18 protein-coding genes are annotated in these 19,535 nt (G+C 50.6%); 1 reads left to right on the top strand and 17 read right to left on the bottom strand.

Features of this window, described 5'->3' with window-relative positions:
* Window positions 1–69: 69 nt before the first annotated feature.
* Window positions 70–1,332, top strand: coding sequence for a hypothetical protein (locus tag B3N34_RS09375; protein WP_286977480.1), 1,263 nt, complete (start codon window positions 70–72; stop codon window positions 1,330–1,332).
* Window positions 1,333–1,409: 77 nt separating this feature from the next.
* Here B3N34_RS09375 and B3N34_RS09380 read toward each other — a convergent pair whose 3' ends face one another.
* The 17 genes from B3N34_RS09380 to B3N34_RS09460 form a co-directional block, all read right to left on the bottom strand.
* Window positions 1,410–2,561, bottom strand: coding sequence for a hypothetical protein (locus tag B3N34_RS09380; RefSeq protein WP_286977482.1), 1,152 nt, complete (start codon window positions 2,559–2,561; stop codon window positions 1,410–1,412).
* Between the two features lie 61 nt (window positions 2,562–2,622).
* Window positions 2,623–4,047, bottom strand: coding sequence for an FAD-binding oxidoreductase (locus tag B3N34_RS09385; protein ID WP_286977484.1), 1,425 nt, complete (start codon window positions 4,045–4,047; stop codon window positions 2,623–2,625).
* Between the two features lie 158 nt (window positions 4,048–4,205).
* Window positions 4,206–5,051, bottom strand: coding sequence for a MurR/RpiR family transcriptional regulator (locus B3N34_RS09390; protein ID WP_286977489.1), 846 nt, complete (start codon window positions 5,049–5,051; stop codon window positions 4,206–4,208).
* A 97-nt stretch (window positions 5,052–5,148) separates the two neighbouring features.
* Entirely contained in the window at window positions 5,149–6,333 is a 1,185-nt protein-coding gene (locus tag B3N34_RS09395; RefSeq protein WP_286977497.1) for a thiolase family protein, read from the bottom strand.
* On the bottom strand, window positions 6,330–7,016 hold the full coding sequence (locus tag B3N34_RS09400) for a 3-oxoacid CoA-transferase subunit B (RefSeq protein ID WP_286977499.1): 687 nt from the start codon (window positions 7,014–7,016) through the stop codon (window positions 6,330–6,332). The genes B3N34_RS09395 and B3N34_RS09400 overlap by 4 nt, the downstream gene beginning before the upstream one ends.
* Window positions 7,000–7,689, bottom strand: coding sequence for a CoA transferase subunit A (locus B3N34_RS09405; protein WP_273002392.1), 690 nt, complete (start codon window positions 7,687–7,689; stop codon window positions 7,000–7,002). Before B3N34_RS09405 ends, B3N34_RS09400 begins: the two co-directional genes overlap by 17 nt.
* Before the next feature lie 46 nt (window positions 7,690–7,735).
* The gene (locus B3N34_RS09410) at window positions 7,736–9,685 is read right to left on the bottom strand and encodes a TRAP transporter permease (protein WP_286977513.1); all 1,950 of its coding nucleotides are present in this window, start codon (window positions 9,683–9,685) and stop codon (window positions 7,736–7,738) included.
* Between the two features lie 73 nt (window positions 9,686–9,758).
* Window positions 9,759–10,718 carry a TAXI family TRAP transporter solute-binding subunit gene (locus B3N34_RS09415; protein WP_286977517.1) on the bottom strand — a complete coding sequence of 320 codons (960 nt, stop codon included), beginning with the start codon at window positions 10,716–10,718 and terminating at the stop codon, window positions 9,759–9,761.
* A 95-nt stretch (window positions 10,719–10,813) separates the two neighbouring features.
* Window positions 10,814–12,151: an aspartate aminotransferase family protein gene (locus B3N34_RS09420; protein WP_286977520.1), complete on the bottom strand. Its 1,338-nt coding sequence runs from the start codon at window positions 12,149–12,151 to the stop codon at window positions 10,814–10,816.
* Window positions 12,152–12,340: 189 nt separating this feature from the next.
* Complete coding sequence (locus B3N34_RS09425) at window positions 12,341–13,519, bottom strand: glycerol-3-phosphate acyltransferase (protein ID WP_286977527.1); 1,179 nt, start codon at window positions 13,517–13,519, stop codon at window positions 12,341–12,343.
* Between the two features lie 12 nt (window positions 13,520–13,531).
* On the bottom strand, window positions 13,532–14,389 hold the full coding sequence (locus B3N34_RS09430; protein WP_286977536.1) for a patatin-like phospholipase family protein: 858 nt from the start codon (window positions 14,387–14,389) through the stop codon (window positions 13,532–13,534).
* Window positions 14,386–14,967, bottom strand: coding sequence for a Fe-S-containing hydro-lyase (locus B3N34_RS09435; protein ID WP_273002397.1), 582 nt, complete (start codon window positions 14,965–14,967; stop codon window positions 14,386–14,388). The genes B3N34_RS09430 and B3N34_RS09435 overlap by 4 nt, the downstream gene beginning before the upstream one ends.
* 1 nt (window position 14,968) lies before the next feature.
* Window positions 14,969–15,829: a fumarate hydratase gene (locus B3N34_RS09440; protein WP_286977542.1), complete on the bottom strand. Its 861-nt coding sequence runs from the start codon at window positions 15,827–15,829 to the stop codon at window positions 14,969–14,971.
* 92 nt (window positions 15,830–15,921) lie between these two features.
* Complete coding sequence (locus tag B3N34_RS09445) at window positions 15,922–17,043, bottom strand: sodium ion-translocating decarboxylase subunit beta (protein WP_286977546.1); 1,122 nt, start codon at window positions 17,041–17,043, stop codon at window positions 15,922–15,924.
* A gap of 22 nt (window positions 17,044–17,065) precedes the next feature.
* Entirely contained in the window at window positions 17,066–17,521 is a 456-nt protein-coding gene (locus tag B3N34_RS09450; protein ID WP_286977549.1) for a biotin/lipoyl-containing protein, read from the bottom strand.
* 29 nt (window positions 17,522–17,550) lie between these two features.
* Window positions 17,551–17,955 carry an OadG family protein gene (locus B3N34_RS09455; RefSeq protein WP_091461252.1) on the bottom strand — a complete coding sequence of 135 codons (405 nt, stop codon included), beginning with the start codon at window positions 17,953–17,955 and terminating at the stop codon, window positions 17,551–17,553.
* A gap of 13 nt (window positions 17,956–17,968) precedes the next feature.
* Window positions 17,969–19,528: an acyl-CoA carboxylase subunit beta gene (locus tag B3N34_RS09460; RefSeq protein ID WP_286977560.1), complete on the bottom strand. Its 1,560-nt coding sequence runs from the start codon at window positions 19,526–19,528 to the stop codon at window positions 17,969–17,971.
* Window positions 19,529–19,535: the final 7 nt, after the last annotated feature.

Here is a 19,535-nt window from a genome sequence, read left to right on the forward strand (position 1 = left end):
AGATGCTTGAGGAGTTAAGAAGATAGAAGTCATAAAAGAAGCGAAATTAGAGATAGGGAGGTTGCTGTCATGAGTTGCGGAGAAATGTTGTGTCAGGAGGCGTTAAAGGGTTTGAACTGCTACTTGGCAAACCCCGAGAGCAAGCTAGTGAGAGATATAGCCAACGTCATAAAAAAATACGGTTCGCCCTGCGAGATAAACGAAAGGGCCTGCGAGGCGAGGAAGGTCTCCAACCTTCTCCAGCGCTTGAGCAGGATAAATTCGCCTTACCTCAAGGACCTGGAATGGCTCATGGAACAAAAGGAAAAGAGGGCCTTCGTGTCCATAAGCGAGTTTCGGGAAAAGGTCTTGGGAGAGAAAGCCAAAACAATGCAGTTCGACGAATCCACTGCCCCGACCTTGGAGATAAGCGCACTGCAGTACTTCCCCTGGTTCATAAGCGAGGCAAAAAGGGCTATCGAAAAGCGCGAGCTAATGCCAGGACGTTTCATTAGGGTAAGAAACATGAAGGAGCAGGAGCAGGATAAGGGCGACATTATGGCCGTCGCAGCCGCTGCCCAGATAGCCGGGGCGAGCTGGGTCGAGACCCTGGACACAAAGGGAACGGACGGATCCAACATACACTTGGGAGGACCTGAGACCATAACGGGCTATTTCACGGGCGTGGGTCAACCCAACGACCACCCTGTTCAGTGGGTAGACGAATACTTATATTACGCTACCAACTACGGGGTCCGTGAGGTATTGAACATCAACCCCGGTTCGGTGCTGGCTGGGCTGATACTCTACAGGTTGGGAGTAGACATAAAATTCAAGATCTCCGTCTTCATGGGAACGGACAACCCCTACTACCTCTTTATCATATTCGCCCTTGCGAAGCTGCTGGCCCGAGAGGACGGATCCACTGCCCTGTCGGGGATAAATCTTGCAAACTCCGTAAACGTAAAGACCTTCCTAGACATGGCCAGGATGCGAAGGGAAATGGGCCTCGAGGATAAGGTAAGGATAGAACACCACATAACGGAGGCTTATAAAAGCATCATCATACAGCCCTACTGCCGCAGGGAGGACCTGCTCATCGCCGTCGAGCAGGGGATACCAAATATATCTGCCAAGCACGAAGGCGGCGATCCGGAAGACGAGGAAAAGCTCGATCATCCTTCCGACATACTCGACTACTTCAGGGCCAAGGCCGAGGTTGAGGAGGCCGGAGACCTCAAAAAATTGGAGCAAAACTATATCTACAAGCACATCGCATTAAACCGCACGGCCGAGGAGCTCACCAAGAGAGGATTTTCCTTCGTAGCCGCCACGGGATTGCACTCGAGGTAATTTAAAAAGCGCCGCCAGCTAACATAAAAGCCCTACCCTTTAAAGGGTAGGGCTTTTATGTTAGGCATTTTCAGGTTTTATTTGGTCACCACTTCGGTGGCAGGGATCGCCTTCGGTTCTGTCTCTGAAAAGCCCTTCACCAATACAGGAATGATGATAAGAGGAATAGCAAGCACCCCAAGGGTGCCGTAACCTTTGGAGATCAACGGAAGAAGGCCAAAAAGCGCAATAGCCCACGTTACCGCCACATATACCAGTGAGGACATGATGTGCGTGGCCCTGGCTCCCTTAGCCGTAGCCTTGTCGCCTAAACGCTCCTGCAGCGCCACAACGATCCTTTTAGCTCCACCGTAAACGCAACTGACCCCCGTAGATATGACAGCCAAAAGTATGAGCCCCGATACTATTCCACCGGCTGCCCCCTCTCCGACGGAATGACGGGCTATGTAAATGATGGGAACCACTTCGTTGTTTATGGCAGGATAATGTGTCAATGCCCCCGCAGTTGCCAGCCATAAAATGACAGCATTTACGATAAAACCGTAAAGAGAAGCTCTAAAGACATCTTGTTTTGTTTTAAGCACATCGGCAACAGATACAAAAGCCCCTATGAGGCAAACCTGAAAGCCCGCATAGGTAATCGCTTTCCATACGGCTCCTCCTGCTCCCTTGGGAGAAGGGGCTTGAAGAATTACCTGTTTTAATAGCGGGAAATTTACCACAAGGTTAGTGGCATAAACTGCCACCATACCGCCTATTATCAAAACGGCCATAACCGTCGCGGCGCGTCTTACCACCTCTGCGCCAAATATGGTAAGCAAAAGTATTAAAACCGCAATTATAATGGTATTTAAGACATAGGGAGAGCCGAAAAGCTCCTTCAGAACCGACCCTCCCGTTGCAAAGGCTACGGATGTGGCAGTAAGCAGGATCAGGTTGTACATTATGGAGTTTGCCGTCCCGAAAACAACACTGTAACGTCCGTAAAACTTCTTCCCCCAGGAATGATAGTCGAAAGCCCGATGAACGACCGAGCCCTTCCAGGCGAAATAATAGACAAATGCCATTATCGTCAGGGCAATAAAGGGTGTGAATATGGCATACCAGCCATATGATACGTAGAAATCAACCAATTGCCTGCCCGAAGAAAAACCACCGCCAAAATGTGTCGTAAACCATACAAAGGCCAACGAAAGCGCAGCAGCCCTCGTCCCTGTCCCCTTCGTCATATTTCATCACCTCTTACTCTTATCTCTCAGAATATTATTGCAGATGCTAAAACTATTTAAATCATTCAAAGAGCTTGCCTGGGTTTAAGATCCCGTTGGGGTCGAAGGCCCTTTTTATCCCTCGCATCACCTCCAGCTTGCTTTTTGCCTCGTATTTCATGAAGGTATGCTTCTTTAAGAAACCTACGCCGTGCTCGCCGCTTCCGACTCCTCCCAAGCTTATGGCCACCCCAATGAGCTCCTCGACTATGTTCTCTACAAAATCAGGCCATTCCTCAAGAGGGATGCGGTCGGGCTTAAAAAACAAGGGGTGGATATTGCCGTCGGCGATATGGCCTCCCAGGGCGATCGTAATGTCGTATTTCTTGGCTGCCTCTTCTACGGCCTTAACCATCTCCGATATCTTGGACATAGGTACGACCATGTCTCCGCTAAGTGAAGCGTTGGGATCCACAGCGCGTACGGCCTCTGCGAAGCTTTCCCTTACCTTCCAGATGTTCCGCGACTCCGTGCTGCTTTCGGCTGTGAAGACTTCCATGGCACCGTGTTCCAGGCAGGTCTCGCCCACCTTTTCGATGTACATATCCAGCTGTTCGGGCGTCTGTCCCTCCACCTGGATTATGAGGAAGGCCTTCGCCTCATCCTGCATGGGAAACGTAGTGTTGTGGTACTGGGTGGCACATTTCGCGGAGAGCTGGTCCATGAACTCGCAGGCCATTAGCACCACTCCAGCTCTTAAAATTGCAGCGACTGCCTCGACGGCCTCCTCGATTGATGGGAAGGGCGCGAGAAAGGTGACGGTGTCTCCCGGTGCCGGCTCCAGGTTTAATATGGCCTTGGTGACCACCCCAAGCGTCCCCTCGGAGCCTATGATGATTTGAAGCAGGTCGTAGCCCCAGGTCTGCTTTCTTATCCTGCCGCCAAGCTCCAGTACGTCTCCCGTGGGAAGCACGACCTCGATTCCAAGGACGTGTCGCCTCGTGCTCCCGTATCTGATGACCTTGGCCCCTCCGGCATTGGTGGCGATGTTGCCCCCTATGAAGCTCGTCTCCGTGCTCATGGGGTATCCTGCATACATGAGGCCCTCCTTCAGGACCATCTGACATAAGTCGTTGGTGACCACGCCCGGCTCGACTACGGCGACTCGGTTTATCTTGTCTATCTCAAGCACCCTGTTCATCCTCTCAAGGGAGAGAACTATCCCGCCCTCTATGGGAATGGCACCTCCGGCGATCCCGCTTCCCGCACCCCTTGCCGTAACGGGTATTCTTTCCCTGTTGGCCAGCTTCATCACGCTAGATACCTGCTGAGCATTCTCAGGTTTTACCACCACATCCGGCATCCTGGCATAGACCTTGCCCGATTCATCGTAGGAATAGGCCTCTATGGCTGACTCATCTGTTGCTACGTTATCCGGTCCTATAATGTTCTTAAGCTCTGCAATAATTTCTGGTGTAACCTTGTTATAATTTTCTCCCAATGACACCACTCCCTTTCATCTTTATCATAAATTAGTTGCCGATTATAATACTTAATCGTCAATTTTTCCAGTGTTTCAAGAAATTGTAATTGTTTCATTAATGCGCCTTCTTTCTTAAAACAAAACCCCTCCCTGTCGGGAGGGGCAATAAAATCCATTTTCTCTTACTCTCGGTCTTCGTAAACTCCATATTGGTCCCAAGCTCTTTCGAGCTCCTGCAACCGCTTTGTAGTGAGCTCTCCTAAGTTATCGGCCACCTTTAAAAGAACTGCATTGACGAGTCCAACGGGTATTACAAAGGAATCGATGAAGGAAATATGAGAACAGGGCGCATAGACCAAAATATCGGCATGGGGCGCAAGAGGACTTAAGGGGGAATCCGTTATGGCAGCCGTCTTCTTTCCCAATTCACGTGCTAATGCCAAACACTGAACAGTCCTTTTCGTGTAGCGGGGAAAGCTTATTCCTATAAAGAGGCTATCGCCCCTTGCATTAATGACATTTTCCAGGAACATATCGGCATTCAGCACATGAGTTTCTGGGATAAACCAAGAAAGGTAAGCACTAAAGTAGTAGGCCAGCCCCTTAGCGCTTCTAAGCCCTACGATATTTATGCAAGATGACCCGCAAATTGCCCGGGCAAGGTCCTCTATTGGTCTGTCGTCCAGAGTAGCCAGGATATTTATTCCCTTTTGAAGATCCTGACGAAGGACGCTTTGAATAAAGTTGTTTCCCTCGCCTACCGTCTGGTAAAGCTGATGCCTTTCCAAAGCCTTAAGCTGGTCCAACAACGATTCCTGCAAAGCCTCCCTGAACTCCGGGTAACCGGGGAAACCCAGAGAACAGGCAAACCTTATGACCGTGGCTTCGCTAACGCCAACGACTTTGCCCAATTCAGAGGCGGTAAGGCTAACGGCCTCACGGGCATGCTCCAGGACATAAAGTGCCACCGCTTTCTGGCCTCTGGGCAATTGCTCCATCTTGCTTTGAATTATTTCCCTTAGAGGCAACCAATCATCTCTCCTTGCGACTAATATTAAAGCGGGGCATGACGCTTATTATAATCGCATAATGCCCCGCTTTTTCATTTTACAATTCTCCTATATTTTACTTCAAGCGTCGAACGACAATGGCAACTCCCTGACCGCCGCCAATGCAGGCACTTGCAACTCCCAACTCCTTATCATGATTTCGCAAAGCATAAAGCAAGGTAGTGAGTATCTTAGCCCCCGTAGCTCCGATGGGGTGTCCCAGAGCTATGGCACCGCCGTGGACGTTTAATTTTTCCATATCGAAGGGCATGACGCGGTGGCAGGCTATGACCTGAGCCGCAAAAGCCTCGTTAATTTCTATTAAATCCATATCATCCAGGGATAACCCCGCTCTTTCAAGCGCTTTCGGGATCGCCAAAGTGGGAGACAGGCCAAATCGCTCGGCTTCGAGCGCTACCGCCGCATATCCAAGGATTTCGGCCATGGGCTCCAAACCGTTGACCTTCGCAAAATCTTCATCTGCTATAACGAGGGCGCTTCCCGCATCGCACAAAGCGGAACTCGAACCGGCAGTGATGGTCCCTCCTTCTTTAAATACGGGCGGAAGCTTGGCCAATGCTTCCATGCTCGTGTCAGGCCGGGGGATCTCGTCCTTATCGATAACTATTTCGCCTTTCTTCCTGTCCTTATAAGACAGAGGAACGATCTCGTCCTTAAAAAGTCCTTCCTCCGTCGCTTTGCAGGCCTTTCTGTGGCTGTTTAAAGAAAATTCGTCCTGTTCTTCTCTCGTGATGTGAAACTCCTCAGCCAAACTTTCGGTGGCTTCTCCCATCAACATCCCTGCAAGGGGACATAAAAAACCGTCCTTTTGAAGCACGTCCAGGGCATTTTTATCTCCCATCCTCATGCCCCACCTGGCCTCCGGCAAAATATAGGGGACGTTGGAAGCGCTCTCCATCCCTCCTCCAACTATAACTTTAGCATCGCCCAAACGTATACGGTCGGCGCCGAGCATTATCGTCCTTATGCCCGATCCGCAACGAATGTTGACAGTGAAAGCAGGAATTTTTTGAGGTAACCCGGCTTTGAACATTGCAATCCTGGCAGGATTTGCCCCCACGCCTGCTTGCCAACCGTTACCCATTATAACTTCCTCTATATCCTCTATTGCCACTCCGCTGCGCTTTACAGCCTCTTTGATAGCTATGGCTCCCAGATCCGAAGCCTCAAACCTTGATAATCCGCCGCCGAACTTGCCTCCCGCGGTCCTGCATGCGCTCAGTATAACTACCCTTTTCATGCCTTTTCCTCCTCTGTTCCCTGCATGGTGATGAGAGGATCAACCACAGTAAAGTCCGCGTCAGTCATTGCTTTTATATCCTCCAGGGTGACTTCGGGGGCTATCTCGAGTAATTTCATTTGTCCTTTCTCGATGGAAAATACTGCAAATTCAGTCACTATTAGTTTTACCACGCCCTTGGCAGTCAAAGGCAGGGTGCACTTTCTCAATATCTTGGCCTCACCCTTCTTGGTGGTATGCGTCGTGGCGATGATGACCCTGCGCGCTCCAACCACCAAGTCCATGGCACCGCCCATGCCCGGCACGATTTTGCCGGGCACCATCCAGTTCGCAAGATCTCCTTCTTGGCTCACCTGGAGGGCACCTAAAACCGTAGCGTCCACATGCCCTCCTCGAATGAGGCCAAAACTTAAATCGCTGGCCACGAAACAACCTCCGGGCAGTATGGTAAGCGGTCTGCCTCCTGCACCTATGAACCTGAGATCGGGTTTGTCCGGTGCCCGTCCTGCGCCAACAGCTCCATTTTCCGTTTGAAAGATAACCCGCACATCTTCGGGGATATAGTCGGAAACTAGGGTAGGTATTCCGATGCCCAGGTTCACAACATCGCCATCGTGAAATTCCCTAGCTATGCGGCGGGCTATCCTTTGTCTAACCATCTCTTCATTAAGTTCTATTGGCATAATAGTTATCCCCCTTTACGACTAATGCATCTATTAAAATTCCCGGGGTCACGATCTCATTGGGATCCAGCTCTCCCACTTCCAGCACGCTGTCCACTTCCGCTACCACATAATCGGCAGCGGTAGCCATTATAGGGTTGAAATTTCTGTTGGTACCAAAATATGTAAGGTTTCCCATTCTGTCTGCTTGATATGCTCTTATTAAGGCTACATTGGCCCTGAGAGGGAGCTCCAGAAGGTACTTCTTTCCATCTATCTCCAGGACCTGCTTTCCTTCCTCCACTACAGTGCCTACTCCCGTTGGAGTAAGTATGCCGCCCAAACCGAAGCCACCTGCTCTTATCCTCTCTACAAAAGTCCCCTGGGGACAGAGTTCCAGTTCCAGCTTCCCCTCCATGTAAAACTGCCCAGTCTTTTTGTTAAGTCCAACGTGGGAAGCAACGACCTTTTTTACCTGTCCATTCGCGACTAATTTCCCATGCCCCACATCTTCGTAAGCAGTGTCGTTCGCTATCAGGGTTAATTCCCCAACGCCGGACTCCACCAATGCGTCGACCAAAGTATAGGGAATGCCTCCGTAATTAAATCCACCTATTATTACGCTCATTCCTGGCTTGATGCATTTCACGGCCTCCGCCGCCGATAAGACAGGCTTTATTACCTTTTTAGCCAAAATATTGCACCTCCCTGCCCCAATGGGCAAATATTTATCCGTATATTTATACGACATATTGCTTTAAGCGAACCTTTTGAAGCAAGAAAACTACCGCGATAACCGTTACGGCCAACAAATTGGCCAATAAAGAAGGATATATTATTCCGAAGGGTAGTATCATAAAAGCGAGTCTTTCGATAATGTTGAGCTTCGAAAGGAAATAGCCCTGTATTCCTGCAGATAAGGCAATGACTGCCAGTATCGCCGTTACACAGCCCAATATGATGTGCAATATGTCTCCCTTTAAAAGCAAGTAAGGATTGTATACGAACATATAGGGGACCAAAAAACCGGCCGCAGCGGTAGCTAACGCAGTAAAACCGGTCTTCATGGGATTAGATTTAGCTATGCCCGAAGCGGCATAGGTAGCCAAAGCAACGGGTGGTGTGACATCTGCCAAAACTCCAAAATAAAGACAAAAAAGGTGAGCCGAAAACATTGGAACGCCCATCTGCGCCAATGCAGGAGCAGCAAGGGTAGAAGTAATAATGTACTGAGCCGTCGTCGGCACTCCCATGCCGAGTATGATCGAGCCAATCATGGTGAGTATCAGGGCAAAGGGAAGGATCCCGTGAGAGAGGCTCAACACGAATGAAGAAAAGGCAAGCCCCACACCGGTAATGCCGATAACTCCGATGATTAATCCCGAACAAGCACAAGCTGCAGCAACTTCCACTGCTCCAATGGCACCGTTTATCAAGGCATCTACTATTCTTTTTGGTGTCATGCGATATTCTTTCTTGCCTCCCCAGGACACCACAACCAAAAGCACCAAAGACCAGAAGACAGCTTTTACGGGCGAATAACCCAGGGCTAAAAAGATGACAAGCGTTACTATCGGCAAGAGCAAATGCCATCCTTCTTTTAAGACAATTTTAAGCTTTGGCATGTTTTCAGCGCTGAATTTTTGTAATCCAATTCTTCCCGAACGGAAATGCACCATAAACCATATCGAGGCGAAATATAAAGTGGCCGGCACAGCTGCCGCTACAACTATTTCCCAATAAGAAACGCCTAAAAATTGGGCCATGATAAATGCTGCCGCCCCCATAACGGGAGGCATGACCTGCCCTCCCGTAGATGCAGCTGCGACGACGGCTCCGGCAAATTCGTTTTTATAACCCGACTGCTTCATAAGGGGAATTGTAAAAGCCCCCGTTGTAACTGCATTGGCAACGGAACTTCCTGAGACGGTCCCCATTAAACCGCTTGCGATGACCGCCGCCTTGCCGGGACCTCCCTGGCTTCGACCGGTGAGAGCAACGGCTAAATCGATAAAAAACTTGCCTGCCCCTGAGGAGCTTAAAAAAGCGCCAAACAAAACGAAGAGAAATATGAATGAGGCAGAAACGCCTAAGGGAACGCCGAAAATGCCGTCGGTGCGAAGATATTCGAAGGGAGCGAGCTCCTTGAGAGGAAATCCTCCATGACCTAAAAGCCCAGGGAAATAGGGACCGAAAAGGGCGTATATCAGAGTAACTATGGCGACAATTGGCAAAGGCCAACCCATTGAACGCCTCGCTCCCTCGATGACCAAAATTATCATCATTACGCCAAGATATATATCGGATGAGGTTGGCATCCCTTCGCGTTGAGATATGGCGTCCCAATTTATAAGTATGTTTAAACAACCTATGGCCAAAAGGATGGCGAAACACCAGTCCCATATATCTATCTTATTCTTCGGCCTTCCCTTTGAAATGGGGTACAGCAAAAAGAGGAGGACACCCATAAACATCCAGTGCACGCCCCTTTGATACATGGCAGGCAAAAGACCATATAAAGCAGTGTATAGATGAAATAATGATGCAGATATGGCAATTCCGGCCACTAGCCACCATTGCCACCCTTTCAATTGACGTGCCTTTGATTCTACTTCCAGAATCTCGGTCTTGTTGGGCTCATCAAGGGATGAAGATATTTTAGGGTCATTATTGCGATCCTCGGTTACCATAAAAATGCCCCCTTTACTGTGAAGGAAAAATTGGCCCAACCGATATACCGCCGGCTGGGCCTCTGAATTGTTCTTATTCTACAGGTACCTCTATGCCGTGCTCTTTAAAGTATTTTGCGGCCCCCGGATGGACAGGTATAATAGCAATGCTTGCTTCTTCGGGGACAAAATGCTCGGCCTGTGGAATGGATTGCATGATCTCTTCCCTATTTTCTATGATGGTCTTGACGAGCTTGTAGGCCAGTTCTTCATCCATGTCCTTGTTAACAGCCAGGAAGTTACCGTCGGCCACGGTGAGGACGTCTTCTTCTTGACCTGGATAGGTTCCTTTGGGGATCTTATAGGGAAACATGAAGGGAAATTTCTCTACTACCTTATCGACGACATCCTGTGGAATGGGTATCATGACTATATCGCGAACAGCGGCCACTTCCAGCACCGCAGACCCGGGTGTGGCGAAGTTCCAAAAGACTACATCCACATTTCCGTCTTTAAGGGCCATTACGCCCTCAGGTTGAGTCAGCTGTTGTTTTTTAATGTCCTTATTCGGATCTATTCCTGCCGCTTCCAAGATCATGTTCGTAAGAACCTGGTCACCTCCGCCGGGCGCGCCGACGGAAACTTTTTTACCAATAATGTCCTCGAACTTGGTTATTCCCGTGCCTTTTGTCGTCACGATGTGATGAGGCGCCGGATACATATGCATTAGTATTCGCAGGGGCAAAGCACCGTCTTCTTCAAAGGCCTCCGTTCCAGTGTAGGCTTGGTAGAGCGTGGAGCCCATGGACATCCCTATATGCGCTCTACCTGAGGCCACAAGGCGACAATTTTCCCTCGACGCGGAAGTAGCCCTGGATGTGGCTTTTACGTCGATGCCGGCCTTTGTCAAAATTTCCGCCATAACCCCTCCTAAGGGATAGTATGTACCTCCAATCCCTCCTGATGCTATGGTGATATAAGTGACGGCGTAAGCTGTACCCACAAAGGCTACCAAAGATAACAAAGCAACTGCCAATAACGTCCTTCTTTTCATAATCTTCTCTCCTCCCTCTTGTTTATTTTTTTTTGACACATCAAAATTAACTAATCACTCTATACCTATGGGCAACTTAAACCCAAAGGGGCTCTTTAAAGCAACTTTTCAGCCGTTGCCGCTAATCCTTCTTCTAACTTGTTCAACAATTCATCTACCTGCTCGGCGGTTATGACGAGAGGAGGACCTATGAGGAAGTTGTCGCCATCTATACCGTCCACCATCCCTCCGCCCGGATAGATGACAAGCCCCCTATCGAGGCATTCCTTCATCGCCAACGCGGCAGCGCCTTTGCTTTTAGGGAATGGCTTTTTGCTTTCTTTGTCCATGACCAGCTCTACGCCCCACATAAGCCCCCTTCCTCTTACATCTCCCACTATTGGATTGGAAGCCTCTATCTCTTTAAGGCCCCTGCCAAGTTTTTCGCCCTGAAGGCGAGTGTTAGTTACTAAATCGTGCTTTTTCATATATCGTATGACGGCAGCCGTAGCAGCACCGCTTACTGGGTTTCCGTTGTAGGTGTGGCCATGGACAAAGGCACCGCTTCCGTTGCGTATTGTCTCGGCGATCTCATTTCTAATGATGATTCCACCCGTGGGGACATAACCGGCGGCCATGCCCTTCGCCGTTGCGATTATGTCAGGGGTTACGTTCCAGTGGTTCACGCAGAAGTTGGCACCGGTTCTGCCGAAGCCCGTCATTACTTCGTCGGCGATGAGCAAAATGTCATAACGGTCGCATATTTCACGAACTATAGGCCAGTATTCGTCGGGTGGTACCAACGCCCCAATGGCAGAACCGACCATGGGCTCGGCTATGAAGGCAGAGATATATTGGGAGCCGATATTTTTTATGATGTCCTCTAGCTGATGGGCGCAGGCAATGCCACACCCGGGGTATTTTTTGCCAAAGGGACAGCGATAACAGTAATGAGCCACGATCTTTGGGTACTCTTTGAAGAGCGGAGAGTAGATGCGACGTCGGGGTATGCTACCTCCGACTGCCATGGTACCAATTGTACTTCCATGATAGGAATTCCATCTGGCTACGACAAGTGCTTTAGAAGTGCTGACGCCGTCTCTTTCGACGAAATACTGACGCGCCAGCTTGATCGCGGATTCTACGGCTTCGCTTCCGCCGCTCACAAACCATACATAATCCAGCCCTTCGGGAGCTATGTTTGCGACTTCTTCGGCCGCCTCTTCCAATGCAGCGCTACGCCATCGCGAAGTGTGGGCAAATTCTATAGTTTTCAGCTGCTCGGTTATTGCGTCGATAATTTCAGGAACACCATGGCCTAAGTTGGAGATCAAGGCCCCACTGCAACCATCGAGATAACGTTTTCCTTCTTCATCGTAAAGGTATATCCCCTCACCCTTCACTACCCTTGGCATAATCGCCTTGAAATTGCGCTGAAAAACCTTGCCACCCATTTCTCTCGCCTCCGGGGTTCGATTTGTAAAAAACACATTATAGTAACGTATACATTGATGTACAAGCTACCTCTTCGTAAAATATATGAAGGATATCCTTCATATTGAGATGCTACATTTCAAATGGACAATTGTCAAGGCTAAACGCTTCATCTTTATAACCTTTAGCGGGGAATATGACAGAAAGGATTAAAAACCTCCGGAGAAAAGAAACAGGACCAAAGCAGCAGCTGGAGCCATAGTAAAATTGTCGAGTCCCTTGGGTGTTACGCTCTCTATCACGGTGGTGACAAGAGAGGCAATTGCTACCGCTAAGATTGGCAGAGGAAGAAATAACAATTTGCTCACTAAAAGACAGGAGAGAAAACATGCAATAAAACAGCCGACGCTTCCCTCCAAGGTTTTGCCTTCGATCAATGGCCTTTTCCCAAAGCGGGAACCGCAAAGGGCCGCCCAGGCGTCTCCCAGGATCAACATGATCATGGCGATAACGCCCAGCGGGTCCGGGAAAAGAGTGGCCAAAGCCGATCCTGCTAAAAACATCGTCGTAGAGGAAAGGTGTTCTGCTTCCTGCGCTCTTCCGACGGGGGCAAAGAGGGACTTCACATATTCGTTTACTTGCGGTTTGCGAAACCTCAGAAACTCCACAAAAACGGCAAGGGCTGCAAAGGCAAAGAGTGCGCTGCGATATGTAGCGTAACCGAACACAGGATAGAAGAATGCAGGAAATACCAAAGCGGAATATCTGTATAATTTTCGCCTTACCAAATGCCGTTCCATTGCCTTGGCAAAATCGTTAAGGTCATTAGAAAGGCGCTTCCATCCGAATACCAGTACCCACAGGACCAAAAAGGTGGCCGTGCAAGCCGTCTTGAGATCGACGGTATCTCTTGCAAGAGACACCAAAATACAAAAAGGCCAAAGCGTAGCCAGTGACAAAAGCAGGCATCCGCCAAAGGTCAAAAGGGCGGTTGCCACCATCAGGCCGGAGATCATCGCCTCCAAGGGCATCAAAGCCACAAAGGCTCCCACAGTAGCTGACGCTCCCCTGCCTCCCTTGAAACGCAGAAAAATTGACCACGTATGGCCCAAGACGGCCATCCATGCACACATTGGCCACAAAAAGGCGGAAAGCCCGGCCCACCTGGCCATCAAGACGGCAAAACCGCCCTTTGCCGCGTCGCCCAGGACTGCGAGACAGCCCGCGGCAGGACCGGATAAAATCCACACATTGGTGGCTCCCACATTCTTTGTCCCCTCTTTTGTAAGGTCCACCGAAGGCCCGCTAAAAAACCTGGCAACAATCGCGCTCCAGGGGATGCTGCCTATGAAGTAACATAAAATCAACAGGCTCAACGCTTTGGCCATATAGGCCACCCCCTATTCGAACAACTCCCCAATGGCCGACAGGTTCCTTTCTACCGCCTTCTTGCCTTCGGCGATGGCGACGGAAGATTTATCGAATTCTAACATGCGGACGTTTTTTACCTTGGGGGAGATGAGAAGGTCGGGAGGGTCAGCCGCCAGGCGATGTCTGGTCAACCTGGTTTGAATGATTTGGCTGGATACGGCGAGAACTTCCAGGAAATGAGGCATCCTCTGGCCCTCGTCATCGTTTGTAAAGTTGCCGGACCTTTCGGGCAAACCCCAATGAGGGCCGAAATACCTCCCAACCCTCTCTCCGTTCAGGTCTACGGCTACAACTATATCGGCGCCCAAAGCCCTGCATAAAGACACGGGGACGGGGTTAGCCAATGCACCGTCCCCCAAAAGCAGTCCCCTTTTTTGATAGGGAATCAACATGCCCGGGGCAGAAATGCTTGCCATAATCGCATCTACGAGGTCTCCTTCGGTAAACCAAAGCTCCATCCCGGTGGAAAGATCTACTGCGACGGCGCCGAACTTCACAGGCAGATCCTCGATCATAACATCTCCCAAGGCATCTCGAAGCCATTTCATTATGCCGTCGTTGTCGAAAAAACCACCACGAAAGATCAGCCGTCCCAACATCCTGAACATACCCATCTTGCTCCAGGAGCCGGAAGCTTCCTCGAGAGCATCGAGCTTAGAAGCCGCGTAAAAACCCCCGATCAAAGCTCCCATGGAGCAGCCGCAAACGATATCAGGGTATATCCCCCTCTCTTCCAAGGCCTTCAAGACGCCTATATGGGCCCACCCCCTTGCCGCGCCGCTTCCCAAAGTGATCCCTATCTTTGCTCTGTAGTTTTCGCCCTTCATCTGTCTTCGCCTATCCTTTCTCCGCGGGAAGACGACCACTGCCCTGGCCCAATCTCATACAGGTCGTTGCCCTCACTGTCTGCGACCACCAGCAGCGGGAAGTCCTCGACCAGCAATTCGTAAATTGCCTCCGGTCCGAGGTCTTCGTAAGCTATAACCCTGGAGGCCTTCACCCTTTTGGCAAGAAGCGCTGCCGCACCGCCCGTCGCCCCAAAATATACTGCCCCATTTGCTCTGATGGCGGCAATGACCTCCGGGTTCCTTCGCCCCTTTCCGATCATGCCCTTCAACCCCATCTCTAGAAGCATGGGCGTGTATCTGTCCATTCTCCCGCTTGTGGTCGGGCCTATGGAACCGATCGGGACGCCCGGTGGGGCCGGAGCAGGTCCTGCATAGTAAATAACCTGCCCCCGAAGGTCGAAGGGAGGATTTTCGCCCCTCTTCAAGGTCTCTGCCATCCTCTTGTGGGCAGCATCGCGTGCGGTGTATATAACGCCTGACAGCAGCACCCTTTCGCCAACGTGCAAATCCTTAACGATATCTTCCTCGAGTGGCGTTCGAACTTTCCTGCCCTTCATCTTAAAGCTCTCTTCCTTTCAGACGACCGCCGGCATGCCTGGTAGCGTTACAGGAAATATTAACCGCCACGGGAAGACCCGCTATGTGGGTGGGCATGAACTCTGCCAGAACGTCAAGGACGGTCACCTTTCCTCCATATCCGCCTGGGCCCAAGCCCAACTCGTTCACATGGCGAAGCATCTTTTCTTCCAACCCGGCATATCGTTCGTCGGCGTTTCTGCAGCCAATCGGCCGAAGCAGCGCTCTCTTGGCTAATATGGGTGCACTTTCAAAGTTTCCCCCGATTCCCACTCCCACCACGAGAGGGGGACAGGCATTCTGGCCCTTTCTTGCAACGACGTCTTTAACGAAATCGATCACGCCCTCTTCTCCTTCGCCCGGAGACAGCATGGCCAGGGCCGAGGCGTTTTCGCTTCCCATGCCCTTGGGAACCACTGTAATTTTCACTTCGCTTCCTTCGACGAACCTCAAATGCACGACGGCCGGCGTGTTGTCGCCTGTGTTTTTCCTGTCGTACAGGGGATCGCTTACTACCGACCTTCTAAGGTAAGATCCGAGATACGCCCTTCGCACGCCCTCATCGACCGATTCCTGCAGGCTTTTGCCGACCAGAAGAACCTCCTGCCCCCAATCCACAAAGACTACGGTCATCCCGCAGTCTTGACAGAGGGGCATTTTTTCTTTCCGAGCGATCTCAACGTTTTGAAGCAGATCGTCCAGGACGGCCTGTCCATAGAGGGACTGTTCGTGTTCTTTTGCCTTAACTAAGCCGTATTCCACATCCTCCGGAAGACGAATGTTGGCCTCTATACATAACTCTTCGACTAATTTTACGACCTCAAATGAATCCAGATATTTCAATTAAACTTCCCTTCTTCTTGTCAAATACCCGGAAAGAGCTCCTCTTTCCGGGTATTTTAAATTCTTAATTCGCAATAAAGACGTCACGTCACTTACGAAAGCAAGGTGAGCATGACTCCGGCTGCAACAGCTGTGCCTATAACGCCAGCGACGTTAGGGCCCATGGCGTGCATCAGCAGGAAGTTGCCGGGGTCCTCTTTCTGGGAAATCCTTTGAACCACGCGGGCAGCCATGGGAACGGCCGAAACTCCTGCAGCACCAATCATGGGGTTGATCTTTCCGCCGGAAAGCACTTTCATGATTTGTCCCAAAAGCAGGCCTCCTGCCGTGCTGGCAGCAAAGGCAACCAATCCCAGAAGGATTATCTTGATCGTTGCAGGAGTCAAAAAGACTGTTGCGTCCATGGTAGCTCCAACGCTTATACCTAAAAAGATAGTAGTCGCATTAAGCACTTCGTTTTGAGCGGCAAGGGACAATCTGTCGGTAACTCCGCACTCCCTAAGCAAGTTGCCGAACATTAACATCCCGATAAGAGGAACGGAAGCAGGCAAGATCAATCCCGCCACAACCGTAGAGACGATGGGAAACAATATTCTCTCTTTTTTAGAGACAGGTCTCAACTGCTCCATTCGAATTTTTCTGTCCTGTTTAGTGGTTAGCAGTCGGATCACGGGTGGCTGAATTATAGGAACCAGGGACATGTAGCTGTAAGCTGCAACGGCCGTCGCTCCAAGCAGATGAGGAGCCAATTTGGCGGCAAGGTATATCGTCGTAGGGCCGTCTGCACCACCGATGATGGCTATGGGAGCTGCTTCCTTGACGGTGAAGCCCAAAGCCACGGCACCCAAAAGCGCTATAAAGACGCCCAATTGAGCGGCAGCACCGAGCAAGAAAGTAATGGGGTTTGCTATCAGCGGTCCAAAGTCGGTGAGAGCACCTATTCCCATGAATATTATTATGGGAAATATCTCGTGCTCTATGCCGAAGGAAATGTATTTTAAAAAACCTCCTTCTTCCATTATTCCCGATAGAGGAAGGTTGACGAGCAGACATCCTACAGATATGGGAACCAAAAGCAACGGCTCGAAACCCTTTCCTATTGCCAGATAAAGGAGGATCGATGCCACACCGATCATCACCAGGTTGCCCCACGACAACCCTGCAAAACCAGATTGGTTGTAGATGCCAAACAAAGCATTGAGATATATTTCCATAGCCTGAAGCCTCCTTAAAGGGCTATCCGATGACGGCCAGCGTATCGCCGGTGTTTACGTTGTCACCTTCTTTGACTTTCACTTCCCTGACCACGCCGTCCGAGGGGGCCAAAATTTCATTTTCCATCTTCATGGCTTCCAAGACCATTATGTTCTGGCCATTTTTGACCTGAGCGCCCGGTTGAACGAGAACTTTCAGTATTTTACCCGGCATCGGCGCCGATACGACCGTTCCGCCTGCGGAAGGCGCAGGAGCCGCAGGGGAGGGCTTGGGAGCAGGAGTCGGCTTGCTCGGGGCCGGCGCCTGGGGAACAGGCATGGGTGCGGGAGCAGCCTGCTGCATGGGAACCTGAGCAGGTGAAACCTGCGGAAGGGGTGCAAAATTTTGAGAATAATTTGCGCCGACCGATCCTTCAAGCTCTTCAACTACCACCTCGTATTCTCTGCCGTTTATAGTTATCTTGTATTTTTTCTGCATTTCGCGCTTCCTCCTAGAATTTATTGATTTTATTCCATACCTTCAAGACTTTCGTAGAAAGAGGCTTTCCGCCAAAGGCTGATCTTGGGAGGCGTTATTCTTTTTATCGACTTGACCGTGAAGGGCGCAGCGCCGAAGGCAGCGACAGCTGCCGTTATGGCTGCTACTTCCTCTTCGTTAATGCCGGAGCCTTCTCCTCGCGTCGCTTCACCATAAAGGACTTCTTCGGCAGGCGGTGGGGAAACCGTCTCCACCGGAGTTGTCTCACCACCGGACGGGGGGATCGCGTCCTTCTTTTTCCCTTCCGCCCCTCCAACTAACTTGATGGCAACTATAATAAGGGTCAAACCCCCTAACACCAAGAAGACCACGCTAAAGGCTATAATCGAAAGGATGAGCCCTCCGCGAAAGCCTTGCTCAAAAACGGAGATCATCTGTCACACCACCTTAGTTCGGCATTATGCCATGTTTGCGTTTGGGTCGAAGCTCCCTCTTCGTCTCAGAAAGCAGCAACGCCTGATAAATTTCCCTGCGAGTCTCCTCGGGCAATATAACGCGATCCACGAACCCTCGCGATGCAGCTACATAGGGATTCGCAAAGGCTTCCCGGTATTCTTCGATCTTCTGACGCCTTACGGCCTCCTTATCTTCTGCCTGATCTATTTCCCTCTTAAAGACTATGTTGGCAGCACCCTCGGCACCCATTACGGCAATTTCAGCCTGGGGCCATGCCAATACCACATCGGCGCCCAGGTCCTTGCTGCACATGCCAAGGTAAGAACCTCCATAGGCCTTTCTCAGGATAACGGTTATCTTCGGCACGGTGGCTTCGGAATAGGCGTAGAGCATCTTGGCTCCGTGGCGTATGATCCCGCCCAACTCCTGAGTTTTGCCCGGGAGATAACCTGGAACATCTACGAAGTTGACGACGGGAATGTTGTAGGCATCGCATACCCTGATGAAACGACTGGCCTTATCCGAGGCGTCTATATCGAGACATCCTGCTAGGTGGCGTGCCTGATTGGCTATGATGCCGATAACCCTGCCTCCCACTCTCGCAAAACCTGTCACTATGTTTTGTGCCCAATAGGGCTGCACTTCGAAGAAATCCCCATTATCGACGACGCAACCTATGACGTCTTTAACATCGTATCCTTTATTGGGATTGGTGGGAACCAGCTCTCTCAGGCGCATGTCGATCCTCTCGGGATCGTCGCCGGTATCTACGAAGGGCGGCTCTTCCATGTTGTTGCTCGGCAAGAAGCTCAACAACTTCCTCACCTGGAGAAAGCAGTCATCCTCGTTGGCTGAAAAGAAGTGGGCCACACCGGATTTTTGGTTGTGGGTCATCGCTCCACCGATCTCTTCGCTGGTGACGTCCTCACCCGTAACTGCCTTGATGACTGCAGGGCCGGTTATGTGCATGATCCCAATCTTGTCCACCATAAACACGAAATCCATCAGGGCAGGGCTGTAAACGGCACCTCCCGCACTGGGACCCGCTATTATGGATATCTGAGGGACTATGCCGCTAGCTTTCACATTTCTGAAAAATATGTTTCCGTAACCGGAGAGGGAGTCCACTCCCTCCTGAATGCGCGCACCGCCTGAGTCGTTAATTCCAACGACAGGAGCGCCATTGAGGAGCGCCATATCCAGGACCTTGCAAATTTTCTTCGCGTGCATCTCTCCCAAGGAACCGCCCATTACGGTAAAGTCTTGGCTAAAGACGTATACAAGGCGACCTTCGACAGTTCCATAGCCCGTTACGACCCCGTCGCCGGGGATTTTTCGATTCTCCAGCCCGAAGAGAGAACAACGATGCTCGACATACTCGTCAAGCTCGACGAAAGAACCGGGGTCGAGCAGTTTATCTATCCTTTCCCTGGCCGTCAATTTGCCTCTTTTATGCTGTTTATCTACAGCTTCCTTTCCCTCGGGCAAACGCGCCCTTTCCTTTCTCGCCAAAAGCTCTTCGCACAATTGATCTATCGTCTTATCGGCCATTATCATA

The sequence above is a fragment of the Acetomicrobium sp. UBA5826 genome, from assembly GCF_002433005.1.
Taxonomy (GTDB): domain Bacteria; phylum Synergistota; class Synergistia; order Synergistales; family Acetomicrobiaceae; genus Acetomicrobium.

What these genes read in the sequence shown, in the direction of transcription:
- B3N34_RS09445 (WP_286977546.1), bottom strand. Translation starts at nt 17,043, where the DNA reads ATGGAAATATATCTCAATGCTTTGTTTGGCATCTACAACCAATCTGGT.
- B3N34_RS09415 (WP_286977517.1), bottom strand. Translation starts at nt 10,718, where the DNA reads ATGAAAAGAAGGACGTTATTGGCAGTTGCTTTGTTATCTTTGGTAGCC.
- B3N34_RS09395 (WP_286977497.1), bottom strand. Translation starts at nt 6,333, where the DNA reads ATGAAAAGGGTAGTTATACTGAGCGCATGCAGGACCGCGGGAGGCAAG.
- B3N34_RS09435 (WP_273002397.1), bottom strand. Translation starts at nt 14,967, where the DNA reads ATGAAGGGCAGGAAAGTTCGAACGCCACTCGAGGAAGATATCGTTAAG.
- B3N34_RS09420 (WP_286977520.1), bottom strand. Translation starts at nt 12,151, where the DNA reads ATGGGTGGCAAGGTTTTTCAGCGCAATTTCAAGGCGATTATGCCAAGG.
- B3N34_RS09450 (WP_286977549.1), bottom strand. Translation starts at nt 17,521, where the DNA reads ATGCAGAAAAAATACAAGATAACTATAAACGGCAGAGAATACGAGGTG.
- B3N34_RS09455 (WP_091461252.1), bottom strand. Translation starts at nt 17,955, where the DNA reads ATGATCTCCGTTTTTGAGCAAGGCTTTCGCGGAGGGCTCATCCTTTCG.
- B3N34_RS09375 (WP_286977480.1), top strand. Translation starts at nt 70, where the DNA reads ATGAGTTGCGGAGAAATGTTGTGTCAGGAGGCGTTAAAGGGTTTGAAC.
- B3N34_RS09410 (WP_286977513.1), bottom strand. Translation starts at nt 9,685, where the DNA reads ATGGTAACCGAGGATCGCAATAATGACCCTAAAATATCTTCATCCCTT.
- B3N34_RS09380 (WP_286977482.1), bottom strand. Translation starts at nt 2,561, where the DNA reads ATGACGAAGGGGACAGGGACGAGGGCTGCTGCGCTTTCGTTGGCCTTT.
- B3N34_RS09460 (WP_286977560.1), bottom strand. Translation starts at nt 19,528, where the DNA reads ATGGCCGATAAGACGATAGATCAATTGTGCGAAGAGCTTTTGGCGAGA.
- B3N34_RS09430 (WP_286977536.1), bottom strand. Translation starts at nt 14,389, where the DNA reads ATGAAGGGCGAAAACTACAGAGCAAAGATAGGGATCACTTTGGGAAGC.
- B3N34_RS09425 (WP_286977527.1), bottom strand. Translation starts at nt 13,519, where the DNA reads ATGGCCAAAGCGTTGAGCCTGTTGATTTTATGTTACTTCATAGGCAGC.
- B3N34_RS09400 (WP_286977499.1), bottom strand. Translation starts at nt 7,016, where the DNA reads ATGCCAATAGAACTTAATGAAGAGATGGTTAGACAAAGGATAGCCCGC.